This is a genomic window from Candidatus Ichthyocystis sparus, from assembly GCF_900078745.1.
In the GTDB taxonomy this organism is placed as follows: Bacteria; Pseudomonadota; Gammaproteobacteria; order Burkholderiales; family 2013Ark19i; genus Ichthyocystis; species Ichthyocystis sparus.
In genome coordinates this window covers 19,689-39,789 of the sequence record NZ_FKII01000044.1, presented here as the reverse complement: position 1 = coordinate 39,789, position 20,101 = coordinate 19,689, and the positions used below count along the sequence as shown (strand labels likewise).

12 protein-coding genes are annotated in these 20,101 nt (G+C 35.4%); 7 read left to right on the top strand and 5 right to left on the bottom strand.

Translation table 11 applies throughout. The features are described 5' to 3' along the window. The first annotated feature begins 109 nt into the window (after positions 1-109). A complete protein-coding gene (locus tag A6733_RS01605; protein ID WP_092411229.1) occupies positions 110-2,983 on the top strand; it encodes a hypothetical protein in 2,874 nt (957 codons plus the stop codon). On the opposite strand, the gene A6733_RS01600 is transcribed toward A6733_RS01605, so the two are convergent. After that, a complete protein-coding gene (locus tag A6733_RS01600) occupies positions 2,980-3,849 on the bottom strand; it encodes a UDP-2,3-diacylglucosamine diphosphatase (RefSeq protein ID WP_139057512.1) in 870 nt (289 codons plus the stop codon). The genes A6733_RS01605 and A6733_RS01600 overlap by 4 nt on opposite strands. Positions 3,850-4,056: 207 nt before the next feature. Between A6733_RS01600 and cysS the strand changes: the two genes are divergently transcribed. Together cysS and bktB are read left to right on the top strand one after the other, a co-directional pair. Then, complete coding sequence (gene cysS, locus A6733_RS01595; protein WP_092402610.1) at positions 4,057-5,445, top strand: cysteine--tRNA ligase; 1,389 nt, start codon at positions 4,057-4,059, stop codon at positions 5,443-5,445. A gap of 157 nt (positions 5,446-5,602) precedes the next feature. Beyond that, positions 5,603-6,787: a beta-ketothiolase BktB gene (bktB, locus tag A6733_RS01590; RefSeq protein WP_092402609.1), complete on the top strand. Its 1,185-nt coding sequence runs from the start codon at positions 5,603-5,605 to the stop codon at positions 6,785-6,787. On the opposite strand, the gene A6733_RS01585 is transcribed toward bktB, so the two are convergent. The 4 genes from A6733_RS01585 to A6733_RS01570 form a co-directional block, all read right to left on the bottom strand. Then, positions 6,705-8,078: an O-antigen ligase family protein gene (locus A6733_RS01585; protein WP_092487499.1), complete on the bottom strand. Its 1,374-nt coding sequence runs from the start codon at positions 8,076-8,078 to the stop codon at positions 6,705-6,707. The genes bktB and A6733_RS01585 overlap by 83 nt on opposite strands. Before the next feature lie 191 nt (positions 8,079-8,269). Beyond that, complete coding sequence (gene rsmA / locus A6733_RS01580) at positions 8,270-9,034, bottom strand: 16S rRNA (adenine(1518)-N(6)/adenine(1519)-N(6))-dimethyltransferase RsmA (RefSeq protein ID WP_092402605.1); 765 nt, start codon at positions 9,032-9,034, stop codon at positions 8,270-8,272. After that, positions 9,021-10,025 carry a 4-hydroxythreonine-4-phosphate dehydrogenase PdxA gene (gene pdxA / locus A6733_RS01575; RefSeq protein WP_092402603.1) on the bottom strand — a complete coding sequence of 335 codons (1,005 nt, stop codon included), beginning with the start codon at positions 10,023-10,025 and terminating at the stop codon, positions 9,021-9,023. Before pdxA ends, rsmA begins: the two co-directional genes overlap by 14 nt. Next, positions 10,018-11,325, bottom strand: a complete 1,308-nt coding sequence (locus A6733_RS01570; protein ID WP_092414915.1) for a peptidylprolyl isomerase — start codon at positions 11,323-11,325, stop codon at positions 10,018-10,020. The genes pdxA and A6733_RS01570 overlap by 8 nt, the downstream gene beginning before the upstream one ends. A 121-nt stretch (positions 11,326-11,446) precedes the next feature. On the opposite strand from A6733_RS01570, the gene A6733_RS01565 reads away from it, so the two are divergent. The 4 genes from A6733_RS01565 to A6733_RS01550 all read left to right on the top strand — a co-directional run bounded on the left by A6733_RS01565 (position 11,447) and on the right by A6733_RS01550 (position 19,514). Then, entirely contained in the window at positions 11,447-12,466 is a 1,020-nt protein-coding gene (locus A6733_RS01565) for an aminoglycoside phosphotransferase family protein (RefSeq protein ID WP_092402599.1), read from the top strand. Further along, positions 12,459-13,145, top strand: coding sequence for a nucleotidyltransferase family protein (locus A6733_RS01560; protein ID WP_175330598.1), 687 nt, complete (start codon positions 12,459-12,461; stop codon positions 13,143-13,145). The genes A6733_RS01565 and A6733_RS01560 overlap by 8 nt, the downstream gene beginning before the upstream one ends. A 586-nt stretch (positions 13,146-13,731) precedes the next feature. Next, entirely contained in the window at positions 13,732-15,891 is a 2,160-nt protein-coding gene (locus A6733_RS01555; RefSeq protein ID WP_092402595.1) for a ShET2/EspL2 family type III secretion system effector toxin, read from the top strand. 1,298 nt (positions 15,892-17,189) lie between these two features. Beyond that, on the top strand, positions 17,190-19,514 hold the full coding sequence (locus tag A6733_RS01550; RefSeq protein WP_176696754.1) for a ShET2/EspL2 family type III secretion system effector toxin: 2,325 nt from the start codon (positions 17,190-17,192) through the stop codon (positions 19,512-19,514). The last annotated feature ends 587 nt before the right edge of the window (positions 19,515-20,101 follow it).

Below are 20,101 nucleotides of genomic sequence, written 5' to 3'. Positions count from 1 at the left end.
AATGATTTTATAAATTCCTTTCCATAGACCTGAGTAATTTTAGTGGTGGCTTTTTTTGCGTCAAAATGATGCCTCGTTCTTACTGATATTATAGTGACGAGGTTTCTCTATGGGATCCACCAAGATCTTCGGTGTTCTTCAGGTTGTTGGGCTGGATTTTGGCGATTCTCCATTAGGTAGGTTTGATCATAAAACTGGAGTATCTGGTGGCATTAATGTTCCAGATAAATTTGATACCAGTCATTTTTTGAATGTTTCTTCTTCTCCTACCATCCTCAAGGATAGGGTGGGTTTCATACGCGAGTTGTCTGTATTTTTTTCTCAATTTAGCTTTGCTTTAGGTAACCTTTTTGGTTCTTGTATTCCAGATGCTTACGGTAAGTATTATGATGAACTGATACTTTATCATTTGAAAAATGCTCATGTAATTTTTTCTCCCTTTCGCATAGATGGAGTTTCTGGTTTAGATGTTATTAGCAATAGATGTTTGCTTCATTGGCGCAAACTCTCGCTTCGTGATTTGATCATGGTAGGCACAGGTTTATATAAGATTCATCTTGATTTATTTGAATGGCAATACAAACAAGATTACATGTCCCTTAAGTCTTTCCATGACCATATATTTGATGCTTGGATTAATTTTTTCTGTAATTACCTTAAAACCATAGAGGATAGTAAATCTAAAAGAGAAGATTGGAGTTTTATATACAAGGAAGTTCCATTTTCTTCCCTTGGTATACTACTATCCTTGGTTAGATACCATGCGACTAAAAATGATAAGCTGGTAGATATTTTTAATGGCATTTATCAGTTAGTATTACTTGTATCTATAGAAATTGTAAAAAACAATATATCTTTTTTTATCGAAGAATATCAAAAGGAAGCAAGTAATAGCCATTACAAAGATATAGTGGCAAAAATTGATTCTAATATCAGGAATATTTGTGAAGATATATTTCATCATAAAAATGATCATGATACAGTGTCAGCGTTACTGTTTTTTTATGTTTTTACTTGCCTGCCTATAGAACTGAAAGAAAATTTCTTTGAATTTGTCCCAATAGCAGCTCTAGCTAAGCTAATGTTTTTAGCTAAAAATGATACATCCCACACTTCATCATATAATGACTTAATTTTAGAAAAATTTATTTCCGATGTTAACTCTGGAGAGTATCCAAAATTTATTTTTTACTGCGATGATAAATTTTGGATAAGATTGTCCAGAGAAATAAAATTATTAAATTTTAAGGGGCATATAGAATATAAAGAAAAAAGATTGGTTGATGAATTAATCGAATATTGTAACAATGGGTTTTCCAGCATAATTGATAGTACTTTTTTATCAGTAGATATGCACTTTATAAGAACATTATCCATACTATACTACTACCACGTGGTTTTATCTAATTTTAATATTATTGACGAAGTTACCCAAAAAACTGCACATATATTGTATCAGATTGATTTTTTGTCTGCAGAAACGAAATTTTCTCCACTAATTGGCTTATCAGACATACAATTATTGAAAAATATATGTAAAGTAATAGGATTAGATTTTTTATTAGGGGTTTTAAATAAAGAAACTAAATCTAGAACAAATTTAGTTAATGATCTCTCATTTCATAGAAAAGCATACGCATTGTTTGAGAGGTTTTCTTTTTCTTTTAGCTCTAATTTTGATAGCAGTACCATTCAAGGACTTGATGCCGGTAGTGCTATAAACCGTTTTGATAGCATTTTTCACTATATTTTTGGACCTAATGCTTCAGATAATTTTATCAGGAAAGTTTTTCTACTTTTGTTCCTGGAAAGATTTAACCTTGATTCCAGAAGGGATATTGTTAAAGGTATCGATTTTTCCAAATTGATAATTAAGAAAGTTTTTTTGAGCATGAAAGATTTTTCTCATGATTTAGAAAACTTTTTTGTTGCTATGATAATGCTTTGTGATGATTTGCTAGCCTATGGATTAAGTGCAGATGTAAGCTCTTTTTGGAAATATTTTAGTAAAGTACTATTAGATACTTCTAATAGCATAACTGGTGATGCTGAACTGTTTTTTTATGAAATGATACAACGTATGGATTTGTGCGTTAGTGAATTAAAACTATTTTTTAGAGAAAATGGAGATACAGAATTATTCAAAAGTTGTATTAACAATATTGGTACTTTTTGTAAAATTAAGGATGATATTAATTCATATTCATCTAGTACTGGATATAAAATTCCAGTAGAGATTGTAAATAAAATTAACCATATGTTGTCTCATAGGTTTGTTATCAATCCAACTTTTTTGTCTACTATGCCGCTTCATTTGCTTATGGAAATGAATCTAATGTCCCGTAAGGGAGGATTAGAGGTGCTTGAGGAGAAGTTTCTTGAAGCAATTTTGGCTAGACAGAAATCAGTATTTGATGGCATTACAGTAACTTTGGATGATCTTTTGTTATCTCTATCGAGAAACAATTCTTCGGACTTTGTTGGGTTTTCAGTGATTGCTGCAGAAGAAATAAAGAAATCATATTCCTTTTTTATTTTGGTTAATAAAACCCTTCACTCTGGAGAATCATCTAGTTTTCAGTTATTTATAAATAATTTGTTATCTAATAATATTTCCTCAAAAAAAGAAGGTTTATTGAGACAAGCTATACAAAATTTTTATGGTGATAATATTTCATTATTACGTTCTCTTATGAAAAAAGTGTATCTAGATACTGCAGAAGATAAGAGAGGCAGCGCTGCTCTACAGAAGATCTATTTTTTATTTTCTGTGTTTTGGAAAATATTGGATGATATTTTTAGTAGAAATAACATAATTCCAGATGTAAGCAAAAGTAAAGAACAAGTCCTATATGATAGTGTTACTAGAGATCATGTGCAAATATTTAATGATTTCTTTGATTTTAATTTAGCAAAGCACTGTAAGCACTTTTTGAGTAAGTATCGTAATGAGATGGAACGCAAAAAAAGAGATATTTGCTAAACTGCAGCCTCGTTTATTTCAGTGCTCTTTCCAGAAAAATTGTACCCATAACACTCTTTTTCAGATACTATCAATGTTCCTGCATGAGATGTATCTTCAGAAACATCCCAATTTTGAAGAACCCATCTCCGTACGACCCTTCCTTCAAAAATATGGTTGTGTATTCCAGGCTTATTGGTATATCCGTGAATAATTCTCTGAGCCTTTGTCTCCGATAGTATCTCGAATACAGTGTTCTGATTAACGTCTAGATACTCTTCTGGTTTTTTCTTTAAGGCATTATCGTGGTGGGTTCGTAATTGTTTATTAATAGCCCTACGAATCATACTGGGTTGACTAAGAAATTCACGCTTCCATCTAGATTGACGTATACGGTTTCGGAATATCTGATATTCAATGTCGTCAGTACACAGAGAATCACCATGTGTAATAAGGGTTTTTACTCCATAAAGATCTATACATTGAGGGTCTGAAAGTAAAGTAGCTCCAACAGCGTTACAAAATTCCTGTCCTAGTAAGAAGTCATGATTGCCAACCATTATGTTTACAGATACCTCCTTAGACGATAGCATTGCTAACATATGAGCAACTTTGGCTGGCCATGAGTTACTAAGATCATCATCACCAATCCACATGTTAAATAAATTGCCCAGAATAAATATCTTCTCCGCGTTCTTGGCAAGTTCTGAATTCATAAAACGCATGAACAGCTGGTAGACTTCAGGTCTTGATTCGCAAAGATTAAGGTCAGATAAAAAAAGGCTATACGACCTGTTATGTAGATACTTGTTAATTGATTGTTCTGATTGGATCATCACTGAGTTCTTTGTGCTAGTAAGTTTTATTCCAAGTAATGACGATGGCAAAACCTATTCTTACCGTCAAATATTAAGCGCAATAACAAATCTGCCCCAAATACCTAAAATATTTCTCATAAAACATGTAAAATAATTAACATAAATTAGTTGGTTAGGCAACTGAAATTTGAATAATTAACCCATGTTTTTAGTACTGTTGACCTGTTACAATGTGCCTTTAAACAATTGTTAAGCCAACTTTTATGGGGCTGATGAATGTATCGAAACCTGCATATTTACAACACTCTATCTAATCGTATAGAGCCCTTTTACCCACAACGGGAAAATAGAGTTGGTCTTTATGTTTGTGGCATGACTGTTTATGACTACTGTCATTTAGGGCACGCACGTGTTTTCATGGTCTTTGACATGGTTGTACGCTGGTTGCGATGCTTATCTTATGATGTTTACTTTGTACGTAACATTACTGACATAGATGACAAAATTATTGATCGTGCCCATGAAAGAGGATGTTCTGTGGATGAGATTACATCCTTTTTTATAGAGGCAATGCATAGTGATTGTGATAATTTGGGGATACTACCTCCATCTGTAGAACCAAGAGCTACTCTATTTGTTCCAGATATGTTGAAAATGATCAGTGCTTTGATAGAAAAGGGAGCTGCCTACTGTACCCCTTCTGGTGATGTGTGTTTCTCTGTAGCTTCATTTAAAGATTATGGCTGTTTATCTGGACATACTTTAGAGCAACTAAACGCTGTCCATCGTGTTGAAATGGATAAAGATAAGCGTGGTCCATGTGATTTTGTATTGTGGAAGAGAGCTAAGCCTGGTGAACCATCATGGGATTCTCCTTGGGGAGAAGGCAGGCCAGGATGGCATATTGAATGTTCAGCTATGAGCCTGCATTATCTAGGTGATACATTCGATATCCACGGTGGTGGAGCAGATCTTCAGTTTCCACATCACGAAAATGAAATTGCTCAATCTCGTATGTACTCATCAGGAAAGTTTGCACGTTACTGGATGCATAATGGGTTTATTCGTGTTGATAAGCAAAAGATGGCTAAATCATTGGGAAATTTCTATACCATCAGAGATCTTATCAGAAAATATGATGCAGAGGTGCTAAGATTTTTCTTATTAAAGTCCCACTACAGGAGCTCTATAGATTACTCAGATTCATCTTTGGTTGAATCACGTGAAGCATTAGTACGCCTATACCGTGCTTTATATTCTTATCCGCCCTCTTTTAATCCTGAGAATTTTGATTACAGTAATTCTTATGTAGCACGTTTTGTTAAAGCAATGAATCAAGATTTTTCTACCCCAGAAGCATTTTCTGTACTGTTCGAGTTAGCAAATGAGATCCATAGATTGTCAAGTAGCGAACTATCTAGTGTACTTAGATTTTTAGGAAGATCGATTGGCCTACTATACCTTAATCCAGGAGAGTTTTTGGGATACAAATCTAAAGTTACAGATGTGAATAGTAGTCTTATTGAGGATCTTGTTGAAAAACGCTCTCTTGCCCGTGAGAATAAAGATTGGGATGAGGCCGATCGTATTCGCCAAGAACTCCTTTCTTTGGGAGTTGTACTTGAAGATAATCAGTCAAACACTACTTGGCGTTATATCAAGTGATAGTGTTAATTTTTTGCTAGATATTTGGTTAAGACTAAATAAGTTCCAATACAAAGTAAAGCCTGTATTCTATTGCGGCCTGCTGTACGTTTTGTTATGCCCGGTAGTATGATACCTTCCTTCTGCCGTTATACTGTTGGATGTAAGGGGGGGGTTTGTGTTTACTGGACGTAATGTTTGGGTTGTAAGTGGTGTTCGTACTGCCATAGGTTCTTTTGGTGGTTCTCTAAAGGATTTTTCACCAACTGCTTTGGCTACTGAAGTTATTAAAGAAGTAGTTAAGCGGGCTAGTGTTGATCCTTCCATAGTTGAACAAGTGATCATGGGCAATGTTATTACCACTGAACCCATAGACGTTTATCTGTCACGATATGCCGCTATTTCTGCAGGGCTGTCTCACGATTCTGTTGCTATAACTTTAAATAGGTTGTGTGGCTCTGGACTACATGCCATAGCTACAGCAGCTATGCATATTTGTATAGGAGATGTGTCAGTTTCTATTGCTGGTGGTGCTGAGTCCATGAGTCGTGGCGGCTTTATAGTTCCATCATTGCGCTGGGGACAGCGTATGGGTGATGCATCTGTAAATGATATGGTGCTTGCAGCATTACACGATCCATTCAAAATCATTCATATGGGTGTTACAGCAGAAAACTTGGTTCGCCGATACAATTTAACTCGTGAAGAATTGGATGAGTACTCGATGGAAAGCGTGCGTAGAGCATCTGCTGCTCAACGAAATTCCTATTTTGAGACGCAGATTGTTCCATTGGCTATAAAAGATGGACGCCAACATAAGATCTTCAAAGAAGATGAACGTATCCGTCACGATCAGACCAAAGAACAACTTAGCAGTTTAAAGGCACTGTTTGAGAAAGGCGGTACTGTTACGGCTGGTAATTCATCAGGAATAAATGATGGGGCTGCTGCAGTTCTACTTATGTCTGATAGCGCCGTTAGAGATAATAAAGTTGATCCTATGTTGCGGATAGTTTCTATTGGCAATGCTGGAGTTGATCCAGATTACATGGGTATTGGTCCAATACAGGCAGTTAAACAGGCTTTGTTCCGTGCTAAGCTTTCTTTAAAAGATATTGATGTTATTGAATCCAATGAAGCATTTGCAGCTCAGTGCATATGCGTGGCTCGTGATTTAGGTTTTGATTCACTCAAGACAAATCCAAACGGCGGTGCTATCGCTTTGGGACATCCTATAGCAGCTACAGGAGCTATATTGATGGTTAAGATAGCGTATGAACTTAAGCGCTCCGGTGGTCGTTATGGTTTGGTAACAATGTGTATTGGTGGAGGTCAGGGTATTGCCATGGTTGTTGAGGCGTGAATCCTGCAACCGACCACATGCGAGGGGATCGTCTCTGATTACATTCAACTGGGTTGTTTTCACAGTACTTGTCCAGTGCGCTGTCTATATTTTTAGCTTCCGGCCATACTCCCTGAAAAACAGCTGCAGATGATGCTAGTACAAGTGATATAACTACGCTTTTTGGTATTTTTACTGCCCTGCTGCTGTATATTGATCTGCTTAATTGCTCATGGTTTGCATAGGCCCAACCGGAAATCATAAAGAACCACGTCTGCCCTACCGGATATATCGTTACTCCAGAAACCATAGAATACATAAGGGCTGCTAAGAGAGCAGCAACTGTGCTTATGTGTCTAATCGAGAGTACGGGCTCTGCTGTGCTTTTTCTTAATTCTGCAGATATGGCCAGGAATACCATCCATATTATTAATACGGCTGCAGGTATTCCTAACTCTGTTGCTATTTGTAACACTATGTTATGAGGATGACCGTTTATTCCATATTCCCTTTTGCTCAGACCCATTGGTCCTACCCCAAGCCAAGGATGTTGCTTCATAATTTTAAGGCAAATTGCCCATAACTCTAATCTCTCTTCTTTTTGTCCTATCCTCCAAAACGTTTCATAGTTTGTAATATATTTATGGTGATACAATTTGGGAAGAAATTGAGTTAGCAAAATGTAAAATATAATGCCCCAGAATAGTATTATTAAGCTGGTTTTAACCCACTGAACTGATTTTTGACGATAGACAATATGGGTGATAAAAATAACTGAAACCCAGCTTATGAAGGCACCTCTTCCGTGTGTCATAAGAAGTATAGATAGGTACATACTGCTGATTATTATCAATATTTTTTTTACAGAACTTTTATAAAATGAGCAGATAATTAAAGGGAAAAAGCATAGAGTAATAATCTGAACGGCGTTAAAAAAACGAGGATTAGAATACCCGTATGCGATATCAAATGTAGTTAATATGCCATCATTACCACTTTGCGTTATCCAGCTAAAATACTCCACCATGGCATTTTTTATTGCCAAAGATGCGCTTATTACAATAATGGAAGAAATCCATATCATGGAATCACGATTGTGTAGAGGAAAGAAATAATATGCCCCGTTAGATATAATCAGGAAACAGCTTGATATCAAGCCAATTTCTAGAAAAGCAGATCTTGGGTATGAAGAAGATAATGCAGATGCTATAGATAGGATAACAACCACAATAATAGGAACAACAATTCTTTTAGGGATATAGGTGCTTTTTGTTGCATGCTTGAAGATTATGAATGGCAAAAAACTAGCCATTACTATTAGCTCCCCTAGCCTTTGCGCATCTATAGAATACCTACTACGAAACAGATACTTTAGAAACGGCGCTGCAACGAGGAATAATGAGAGAAACGCTATTGGTATCAGCCGAGTAACATATAAAACTAACAGGAATGCCCGTGCGATCATTCGCGATCCGCAGTAAAAATAAAAATATTATGACATATTTAACAATTTTTACCAATTTTGGAAAAAAATACAGCCATAGTTTCATATTCTTCCCTACTCATTTCTTGTGCTCTTTTTGTGCTATCAATTCCCATTTTTTCAAAGTTAAGCTCTGAAAAAAATGAAGATAAACTATTACGTATCATTTTTCTGCGTTGTGAAAAAGCAGATTTGATTATGGAATAACAAAGATTGCTAATTGGCCTAGGATTGGATTTAGTTTTTAACCTTATAAAACTTGACACAACAGACGGTGAAGGTCTAAAACACCCAGGTTCTATATCAAATATGTGTTCAACATCAAAGTATGCTTGCACGAAAATTGAAATTCTGGAAAATTCTACATCCCCTGGGTTGCTAAGTATCCTCTTTGCCACCTCCCTTTGTAGCATTATGTGTATATCAATAAAGTTACTATGATGGTTACAGAATAACTCTAATAGCTTTGAAGAAATATAATAAGGTAGGTTTCCTACAATTCGTTTTTTGCCAGATAAGCATGACCAGTCTAAATGGAGTATGTTTTGGTTAAGAATGACTAGGTTATTATGCCTCTTTTTAAGCGATTGTACGCATTCTCGATCAATCTCAACTGCTATTACATTATTCGAGATGTCTACAAGATAATCTGTTAATGCACCGTAACCAGGACCTATTTCTAGAAATGGGTCATGACATGATGGATTGATGGCAGATATTATACTTTTTATTACATTGGAGTCACATAGAAAATTTTGTCCCCACTTTTTCTTAGCTCTTGGCATGGGTTCTCTTAGTTATACAAAACTGTATGGCACGTTTAACTGCACTTTCTAGAGAGGAAGATGAGATATTACCATTACCAGCTTTATCTAATGCTATTCCATGATCCACAGATGTGCGAATTATAGGCAGTCCGAATGTGACGTTTGTACCAGAGAATGTGTTAGCTAATTTGAAAGGAGCTAAGCCTTGATCATGGTAGCTAGCCAGTATCACATCAAACTGATTGCGCTGCTCAGCACAAAATGCAGTGTCTGCCGATATAGGTCCCAGACAAGAAATTCCATGCTTTTGGGCTATCAATATCGCAGGGGAAATTATTTCTATTTCTTCTCGTCCTATATGACCATTCTCACCAGCATGTGGATTTAGCCCACAAACACCGATTTTAGGGTTTTTACCCAAATATAGGTAGAAATCATGGTCTATGACAGACAAAGTACTTACTATTCCTGCAGTAGATAGCGAGCGGCTTACATCTTTCAACGGAATATGTACGGTCGTTAAAGCTACACACCAGCTATGTTCCCCAAACATAACCATGACCACATGGGGTGCTTTGCACTTTTTTTGCAAATAGGTAGTGTGGTCAGTAAATGGTAATCCCGCAGCTATTAGATTGGATTTACTTACAGGATTAGTTACCATGGCGTCAAACTCTCCTTGTTGACAACCATTTAGTGCAAGGTCTATACCATCTAGTGTTATCGATGCGTTTTTAGGGTTTAGCATCCCAGGTACTGGATGTTCCGGATATGTTATTGATATAAGCTCCATTATTCCTTCCGGATTTTTTTTAGGATCATACGGAACTAGGTATAACTTCTTGCGCAGTAACTTAGCTCTGCTCTCAAGGACTATAGGATCAGCAATTACAATAAATCTAGTTCCTCTTGGGCAGGGATTTTGAGATAGAAGCACACAAAGGTCAGGTCCTATTCCAGCTGGTTCCCCAGCAGTTATGACAATTTTGTTTGTTATCGTCTCAGACATCACTGTCTATAACCTTGATATAGCTTTTCATGCGACGCGATGTTAGCCAATTGGCAAACCTTTGCTCACCCTGTTTATCCATAATCATCTGTGTTGCTATAGATTGCTGCTGCGTAATTGGTAAACTTTGCTTTCTGCTGCCTAGTACTTTTATCAGGTAATAATTATCTTCATCAGCTACAACCTGGCTAATGCCGTTGCTTCCAAGACTACGAACAGCATTCGCTATTGTTGTTGGTAACTCACTAACATTTACCCACCGTTCATCAAAGATATTGTATTCTTGCTCCGAAGTCTCTTTCAAAGCATCAGAAAATGAAATTTTTCCAGACAGTACTTTTTCACGAATATCTTCCAATTTGGCTTTGGCATCTCCACTAGATGACCTGCTTAACTCTATAACCTGCAGCTTCTTTTGCGTCTGATCAGCAAATGGAGACTCTACCTCGCGCCTATTTTTGATCAGTATGATTTCTACTCCCAACGGTGTTTCTATCGGGGGTGCTACGTCACCTACATTAACACCCAGCAAAATTTTCTGAAGCTCCAAAGGTAGGGTGCTTACGTAGCGCCAGCCCATATACCCATGTCTGGAGACATCCGGTGCTTTAGAGAACTGAATAACCAAACTGTCAAATGTGTGCCCAGAATGAAAGAGTCCAATTACATTCTGCGTTGCTTTTTCTTTGTCCGTAGAAATTGGAATAAGTATGTGCTGTATTTCCAGCTGTAGCTCTTTTTCATGCCTGTGTTGGGAGATAAAGTTTGTAATTTGATCAGGAGTTATACGGACAATGTCTCGAAGTACTTTCTGCTTTAGCTTCGATAGGAGCAATTGTCTTTTTATTTCTTGCTTAAACTCTGAGCCAGGTGCTCCACTGGCAATCCACTTATCTAATAACTCCCTAGGAGATATTTTTCTATTTTTTGCTACCTCGTTTATAGCAGCTTCCACTTCTTCTTCAGTAGCCGTTAATCCAAGCTCATGGGCATAGTTAAGTTCAATTTGCTCATCAATCATGATTTCCAATGTGCGCCTACGTATCTCCTCCTCAGATAAGCCTTTTGGTAGGTTGTTAGGGAGCATTTGTCTAATTTGTAACATTCGCCATTTTAGCTCTTGGGAAGTTATTGGATCCTTGTCAACAATAGCTACTATGTGCCCTTCGCCAACGAGTTTTCCTGATTCAACAAATGAAGCAGCTAAGGACTGTGTTATGGTAAAAGAGGCCGTAGTAATTACAAAGAATATGTATAATATAATACTTCGGTATTTCAACATTTTATCTTGAAGCTCCATAAGAAATAGCCAGCCTATTATACGATGGAAAAGATCCACTGGTGATAGTTTTTAGCTTACAATGTTGAATAGTAGCGATAGTATAGTTTATTAACACGGCCTAACATAATATTTATCTTCTATGTATCTGATTGATATCGAAAATGACGAGCGGGCTCAGGAGGCTTACCTTTGGGCAATGGGGGTCGATGCCTCTATTTGTTCAGTTGAATATTCCTACGCTGATGCTAGTTTTCGCAGATATTTTCGCCTATCTACCTCAGATGGAAGGTCCTACATAGTAATGGATGCTCCCCCAGAAAGGGAGAAAGTAGTAGAGTTTTTGAATGTTGCCAAGCTTCTCGATAACAGAGAAGTACGTGTTCCTTTGGTTTACGAGAGCAGTATATCACGTGGATTTATATTGCTTGAGGATCTTGGGTGCCAAAGCTTCTATGATGTAGTGTCACATTCATGTACTAAAGAAAAGCGCCTATTACTTTATAGGCAAGCTCTCCATATTCTTCGGAAGTTTAGCGGTATTGCATGTGATAATGTGTTGCCAGTATATAACCAAGATTTGCTTAAAAAAGAGCTGCTACTTTTTGTTGAATGGTACTTGCCCTATATATCTTATGATGAATCAGTTGTTTGGAATGATTTATTCGAATCAGTGATCAAGGATGTTGCTTCTCATCACAATGTTTTTGTCCATAGGGACTTTCATAGCAAGAATATGATAATTAACAATCAAGATATAGCTGTAATTGATTTTCAGGATGCTGTAGTAGGATCAACATATTACGATCTGGTTTCTCTTCTTCGTGATGTCTATGTCTTAGTTTCTAAAGATGATGAATTTTATCTTTTGAGGCAATATTATCTTTTATTGTCCTATAAGCATGAAAGCTTCGAGCTATTTTATCGTCAGTATGTCTTTATGGGGCTCCAAAGACACTTAAAAATACTGGGAATTTTTGTGCGATTGTTCAAACGAGATGGTAAGTCACATTACTTGCCATATTTGTCACGAGTTCTATGGCGCGTTTCCGCCGCTGTTAGCGATCTTTTTGGCCCTAACAGTAAGTATAAAGATGCATTATCTTATTGTTTTGATAGGCAGACACAAAAACTTCGTTCCGATGGAGTTAATAGTGTGTAGACAAGCTATGATATTAGCTGCTGGTCGTGGTTCCCGCTTACGCCCATTAACAGATAAAATTCCTAAATCACTTATTTCTATAAAAGGAAAACCACTTGTAGTGTACCATATTGAACGGTTGGTTAGAATGAAAGTAGATTCAATTGTCATAAATACAGGATGGTTAGGAGAGATGCTGGAATCATATCTTGGTGACGGCAGTAAGTGGGGAGTAAGCATATCCTATTCTAGGGAGATTACTGATACCGGTAGTATTTTGGGAACAGCTTCTGGAATACGATATGCTGTTGATAAAAAATTACTGACTGAGGATATTTTTTTTGTTATCAATGCAGATGTTTGGACAGATTTTTGTTCTTGGGATAATTTTTTATTAGCTAATAATGTTCAATATGTAGCGCATTTATTTTTGATAAAAGTAATAAACAACAATAGTGATTTTTCATTGTCTTCTTCTGGGGTGGTTTTTTTGCAAGAAAATAATATATACACCTTTTGTGGTATGGGATTTTATCGTAAACATATCTTTCAAGATGATGAAACATCAGCTGCTCAGCTAGGAGATATGATAAAACATTATGTTCAAGATAATAAAGTTAGTGGTTCTGTTTATCCAGGAATTTGGCAAGATATGGGCACCATTGATAGAATACTAACAGTAGATCCATATTTTTTATGATAGTTACAGATGAATAATCATAATGTAACTCTCGTAGAAAGATGATTACCTAAATTCGTTAGGTAGTGACAGTACCACTATTTCAAATTCTTATATAGTGTATAATGAGGGCATGTTATTAGTTATTTGTGATAATAAGTTAAGTGTGAATAATATTGATTATGCATGATTGTTCTTAGATACAATGTGTTTTGCTATTAGGCTAGACGATATGATGTAGAACTTGAGGTTGCTATACCGTTTAGAGTTATTATTAGTAGTGTAAGTAACTAGTGTAGATAAAAATTACTATTACTAAATTAATCACTGCGCCTTTGTTTTGGCAATTCCTTTGTTTAGATAATTTAAATACAAATTCTGTTATGCAGTACAATAGATTCATTGCTTACATCTTCTTTTTTTCTATCCAAGAATATGTTATGTGTAATTAGCGTCAGTATATTTAATGCATATATTTTGTGAATACATCAATTTATTTGTTGGTACAATCGTTTTGTCCAGTTAGCTTAAGATTGCTTCATAGCTGTTGCTTGCTCATGTATTTTAGTAAGTAACGTAAGTGACAATTATTTAGGATGTGTATGTAATGGCCCATTGTTCTGGCTATCCAATAAGGCTTTGCGCCTTTTCAGATGAAGTATTAACACATAGCGATAAAAGTGATCCTTATGTATCTCTTAAGAACGTTAGTGATATTGTTAACTTAAATAGTGTGGCCCAATTTTATGGAGAAACCGCATTATGCACTCACTTATCTTCTTTATATATTGTCAAGAGTATTGATTATCAAAATGAAGGAAAAAAATTACAAGTTCATGAGTTGTTCGGCACAAAAGAATCTCTAGAGAAAGAAGCCCCCGCAAATATTTGTGGAACGTACGATCACATAAGAGATATGGCTTGTAATAAGTATATTATTGCTTGTGAAGGTTTTGGTAAATTTTTATGCGAGATTGCTTTAGATACCCTTGTTGGTGAACGTAGGTTGTTCTTGTTAGGGAGTGGTAGTCATGCAATGGCGTTTAATGTTTATCACAAAACAAAAGTTGATCGTGGTGGTTGCGCGAAGGACGTATACGTAGTTAAACTTTTTGATCCCAACCGAACAAATGTAGTCGCGCGTAGCGAGGTTTTTTCTCCAAGTGATTTCTTAAATGCAAAAAAATTTTCCCTACGAAGATTTATTTTGGAGACTGCGTATCAAAATTATTTCGAGAGCTCACCAGAAGGACCTATGGAGAGAGAGTGTATCATACACGAATATAGTGATTATAAAACAGTCAATAAGGGATTTTCAAAACTTGAAACTTTGTCTCAAGTTGGTGTTTCGGGGTGTTTGATATACCACTTGATGAATGATGGTGATAGTGGTTCAGATATTATATCTTTATCAGGAAGATTATCTTCACTTCCAGTGGGTAAAATAGGTAAAAGTATTCTTTATGGGATGAACAGTTGTTGCGTAACAGCTTTGCATATTGCATTATTGCGGGGAAAGAGCGATTCCATAAATGCCTATGGTCAGTTGCTATCAAGTCTTGCAGTTAACGAGTTAGTAGATTTGTTACCTGATATTCTTATGGCTAGGGATAATAGGGGTATCCCAGGATTATTTATGGCTTTGCAGAATGGGTGTACTGAGTCTGTTAGGGCTTTTATAGATCTGCTAGACATACTTAAATTGATAAAATCGCAGATGTCTTGTTATAAATTTGCTACTGTAATTTCTGATTTATTGATGGCTTATGTTCCTAATGTATCATCTGGATTATTTATGGCTCTACAAAATAATAACTACGGTGCTATTTGTGCTTTTGGTGGTTTGTTAGATAAGCTTTTAGTTTTGTGTGCTGACGTAAGTGGTAATGATCTTGCAGTGATAATTTTTGATCTACTAATGGCTAAGAGTGATGCAGGGACTCCAGGATTGTATATGGCTTTGCAGAATGGCAAGTCTGACTCTATTAGCGCTTTTGGATTGCTATTAAATAGGCTTATATCCATTAAGTGTAATATGCATAGCAGTAGGCTGATTGCTATGCTTTTTAATTTGCTAATGGCAGTGAGCCCTAATGGACAACCAGGATTATTTGCGGCTATGCAGGCAGGACACTCTAATGCAGTTACTGCTTTTGGTTGTTTATTTAGCAGCTTGTTAGATGAGTTGTTGCTTTTGATTGATGGTACGTTTGGAAATGATATTATCATAATAATTTTTGATTTACTAAAGAGTCCTAGTACAGAAGGGACGTCTGCCCTTTTTATGGCCCTTCATGAGGGACACGAAGATGCAATATCTGCTTTTGCTGGTTTAGTAGATACACTTTTTTCTATTAGAGGTAGAGTGCCAAATGAGACCTTTACAGATATGTTATATGATCTTATTGTAGCAAGCGCTCCTGGAGGTGTTGCATCGGGTTTGTTAGTTGCTCTAGAGAATAACTGCAAGGATGCTATTTTAGCCTATGGATCCTTGTTAAGGAGAGTTGATGAGTCCAGATTGCCGGATTTATTAATAGCTACCAATGACTCTGGTATTCCAGGGGTATTGATGGCAAATGAAGATACTGTTGGATTTTATTTGTCTGTATTGTTGAGTATGCCGCCTACTGTGGCTTCTGTAGTATATTCAAAATTAAGTACAGTAATGCGTGAACATGCTAGCACCAATGTTAGTAAATTTGAATGCTATAGGGATTTTCTTTGTAAGCTGGAGGAACATGCTAACATGCATAGTATTACTTGATAAAAAATTAAGTTCTGATCCTACTACAAATAGGCTTTTAAAGCGATAGCAGGTATAGTGAACATTTATTAAATGTTATTTGTACCTTAGAATTCTGGTAATAACGCCTAATTAAATTAGGTAGTGCTAAGTATGAACTGCTAGTAATTTTTAATGCTAACCGATTTATATATTAATAATATAACTAAAAATAGCAGTTGTTTTATATGCATATACGATGATACATGCATGTCTGAGTAACATATTAAAGATCTTTATGATGTAAAAACATAGATTGTATTTCCATGGGCATAGTATACTATTTATTTTATTTAGTAGTTTGTATTTATTAAAATCACTACAGATGATCATAATTGTGTGATAAAGGAAGCAAATGAAGGTGCAATAAATGATTATATTAATTATTTATATAAACATTGGTAGTGTATTCGATCATATAAAAAATACAATTTCTTAGCATATATGTTACTGTTGGTAATATATTTGTAGGTTTGTTAATAAAAAAGTATTTTTACTTATTTGAAATAATATAATTCTTTTGTGATTACTAAAAAATTAAATATTTATTTATAATAGCTTTGTTCATTTATGTGCGTAGCTAGTTTTTATTATTAATAATTTAATTTCATATTACTTGATAAAATTAATAATCAATCATGTAAGTTATGCATAACAATTGTAAATAAATTTACTATTCATGTGATGTTTTTGGTGCTGTGCAATCAAGATGATACATGTCACCCGATGATTTTATGGATACACGCTGTATTTATTATTGGAATAGAATAATAGATAACCTTAAAATGTACAAATATATTATGAAGTTGATTGCTATAATATTAAATTATGATCCGTAACTTAATACTGATATTGTGTTATGTATTTATGAGGTAGAATTTTATTATTACTATGGCAATGTCTAGTTATATTTTTATGAATATTTTGTGCATAATATTTGATTTTATATTGTATAAATCATAGTGTGGATGATAACATATAATATATTATGTGCCTTCACCGTAGCCAAAATTATCAATTGTAAGTTTGTAAGTGTTATGCTTAAACTATACTACATGAGGCGCAGAACACTAGTTGGGCATGTGTTAGTTTACGATGTTGTGTAGTAGGTGTGGATGGACAAGATAAGAGAGAATGCATTTCAACATAACATGTAATGTGTTGCATGATACTACAGATTGATGCCAGTTTTACTCGTAATTTGCTGTTTCTTTGACTACAACTAATAGGGCTTGGCTTTTCTTTATCGACAATTTAAATTGACATTGGATGTAAGCATAGTGTTTGATGTACATTTAAGGGTTTATGCATGTTCTCTAGATGCATTGCTAGCAGATGATAAGTCTGACCCATACATATCCGGCAAATATGTTAGCAGCATAGAGAATTTAAATTCAGGGATCGAATTGAATGGTAAAGCAATAGGGTGTACCCATTTGTCATCTCTGTATATGCTAAAGAGCATAGAGTTGTTCAATAATGGAAGTAAATTTAGGGTACATGAGTTACTAGGAACTAGAGAATCAATAGAAAGTATAGCACCAGATAATATTGATGGTATATGCGACTATTTAATCAGTAGATCTCATAGTAAGTATGTTGTTGTTTGTGATAGGTTTGGTAATTTTTTGCATGAAATTGCTAGAGATCTTCCAGTTGGCAGGCAGAGAGTATTTCTATTGGGTAGTTGCAATCATCTAATGTCCTTTAGGCTTGTTCATAAATCAAAGGTGAATAATAGTGGAGAAGTTGTATCTAGTTATGTAGTCCATTTTTTTGATCCTAATAGTACTAATGTTGTTGCTCGTAGCGAAGTTAGTGATCTTAATAATTTTTTGTTGCCAGATAAATTTTCGTTACGCAAGTTTTTTTTAGCTAGCATGTACGGATATTACTTTGAAAATACATTTGGAGGACCTAGAGAAGATGAATGTGTTATACATGAGTATAGTGAGGATGAGGTTAACAATAGTAAAGGATTTTTAAAGCTAGAAACTTTGTCTCAGGATGGTGTTTCAGAATGTTTGATATATCATGTAGTAGAAGACGGTGGTAGTTCGTGTATTGCAGAGGTGTCTAGAAGATTATCTTTACTGAGCTTAGATGGTGAAAGTAGTAACATTTTGTATGGTAGGGGTAGTGATAATACGACGGCTTTGCATATGGCATTATCTTGTAATAGGCACCACTCTATAGCTCCATACATTTCACTTTTAGATCTTGTTCCAAGAGAAAAATTGGCATCATTATTGCTAGGTATTTTATTAGCTAGAAGTCATTGTGGTGTTCCAGGTTTGTTTATAGCGCTGCAGGAAGGACATGCAGAGTCTGTTCGTGTTTTTGGCTTATTGTTAGATAAATTGGTATCACTAAATGATGAAATGGATAGTGACAGACTTGCCACAATACTATTCGATATACTAATGTCAAGTTCCAATAGTGGTGCGTCAGGATTATTTATGGCCATGCAAGAGAATTGTTCTGATGCTATATCTGCTTTTGGTGGTTTGGTAGACAAATTACTTTCTTTTAGTGGGAAGATGCCTGATTCTAGTTTAGCAAAGATGATTTTTGATTTGTTGTTATCTAGTAACAATGAAGGGGTTCCTTCCCTTTTTATAGCTATGCAGGAAGGTTGTGCAGGTGCTGTATCTGCTTTTGGTAATTTGATAGAAAGACTGCTTTTTTTTAGTGAAAAAATACCTGCTTCTCGTTTGGCAAAGATGATTTTTGATTTATTGTTATCTAGTAATAATGATGGGGTTCCTTCCCTTTTTATAGCTATGCAAGAAGGTTGTGCAGGTGCTGTGTCTGCTTTTGGTGGTTTGATGGACATTTTATTACTGTTTTTACAGGAAAAGGTATCTGCTGATAATTTAGCAAAAGTTATTTTTTGTTTGTTAATGGCTAAGCGTTGCGATGATTTGTCGTGCTTGCTTATGTCCATTTACAAAGGTGGCACTAGCGTTTTGTCTGCTTTCGCTTGCCTGTTAGACAGGTTGTTGTCTTTGCGTGATAAGTTATCTGGCGATAGTATGACAAAATTTGTTTTTGATTTGTTAACGGAGAAAGATTCAAACGGTAAAACAGGATTATTTGTGGCCATGAGTAACGGGTATGCTGGCACTGTACATGCTTTTGGCGATTTATTAGATAGATTTTTATCCCTGGAAACTACGATTTCAAATACACGTTTTACAGAAATGGTTTCTCATTTACTGATTGCACGTTCTGATTATGGTATGACTGCCCTATCCTCGGCTTTAGAAAATAATCATGCAGGTGCAGTTATTGCTTATCTTTCTTTGTTGAGGAAAATTAATGAATCTAGTTTGCCAGATATATTGGTAGCTATTGGTTCCAAAGGATTTCCTAGCGTGTTGAGCTCTAACAAAGAGACAATGGAAGCTTATCTAACAATAATAACTCAGTTGCCAAGTACTACATCTGCCGCGTTGATATCAAAACTAAAATATGAAGAGAGTTCCTATTTTTCGCGAGATGTTACTGAAAAAGAAATAGAGGCATATCAAATCCTACTTCATAGGCTCAAAGAGCATGCCGATTCTGTTAGTCCAGGAGTAGTACACCCTGAGGGTACATAGTATTTATTTGCCAGTATTATATTACCCTGCTTGTCATTATGTGTGCCTACATTGTTAATACAACGGGTTAGCTGCTCAAAAAACTCTAGTGCCGTTTAATATCCGTGCCGTTAGTGTGAATTACAATCAGTTGTTCCTATGCTAGTTACTCGTATAATAAAAGTAATATTAAATATTATTATAATAACTCTACGAATATTTGGTTAATAATAGAGAATTATTGTACGTTTTAATCGATATGATGCAGGTAAGTGTTGGTGACAAATATAATTTGTCATATATTTTAGTTAGTTCGTGACCTTGTAATATCTGCTTTATAAATAAAGTTGCTCTATTGTTATAAAAATGTCACACACACATATTGTAATTACATAAAATAAACTGTGCAAATTTACAATAATTAATGGAAATGTATTAACTATTAACTTTTTGTTTGCAAACTTTTTGAGTATCTTAATAATACGATGTATATGCCATACCCATATGGAAGGTAAAGATTAAGCAAAAGCCCTTGTTGACTAGGAGCGGTATAAAACTCATATTCTTGATAACATTTTATTATTTACAGCGATCTTATAAGAAATAAA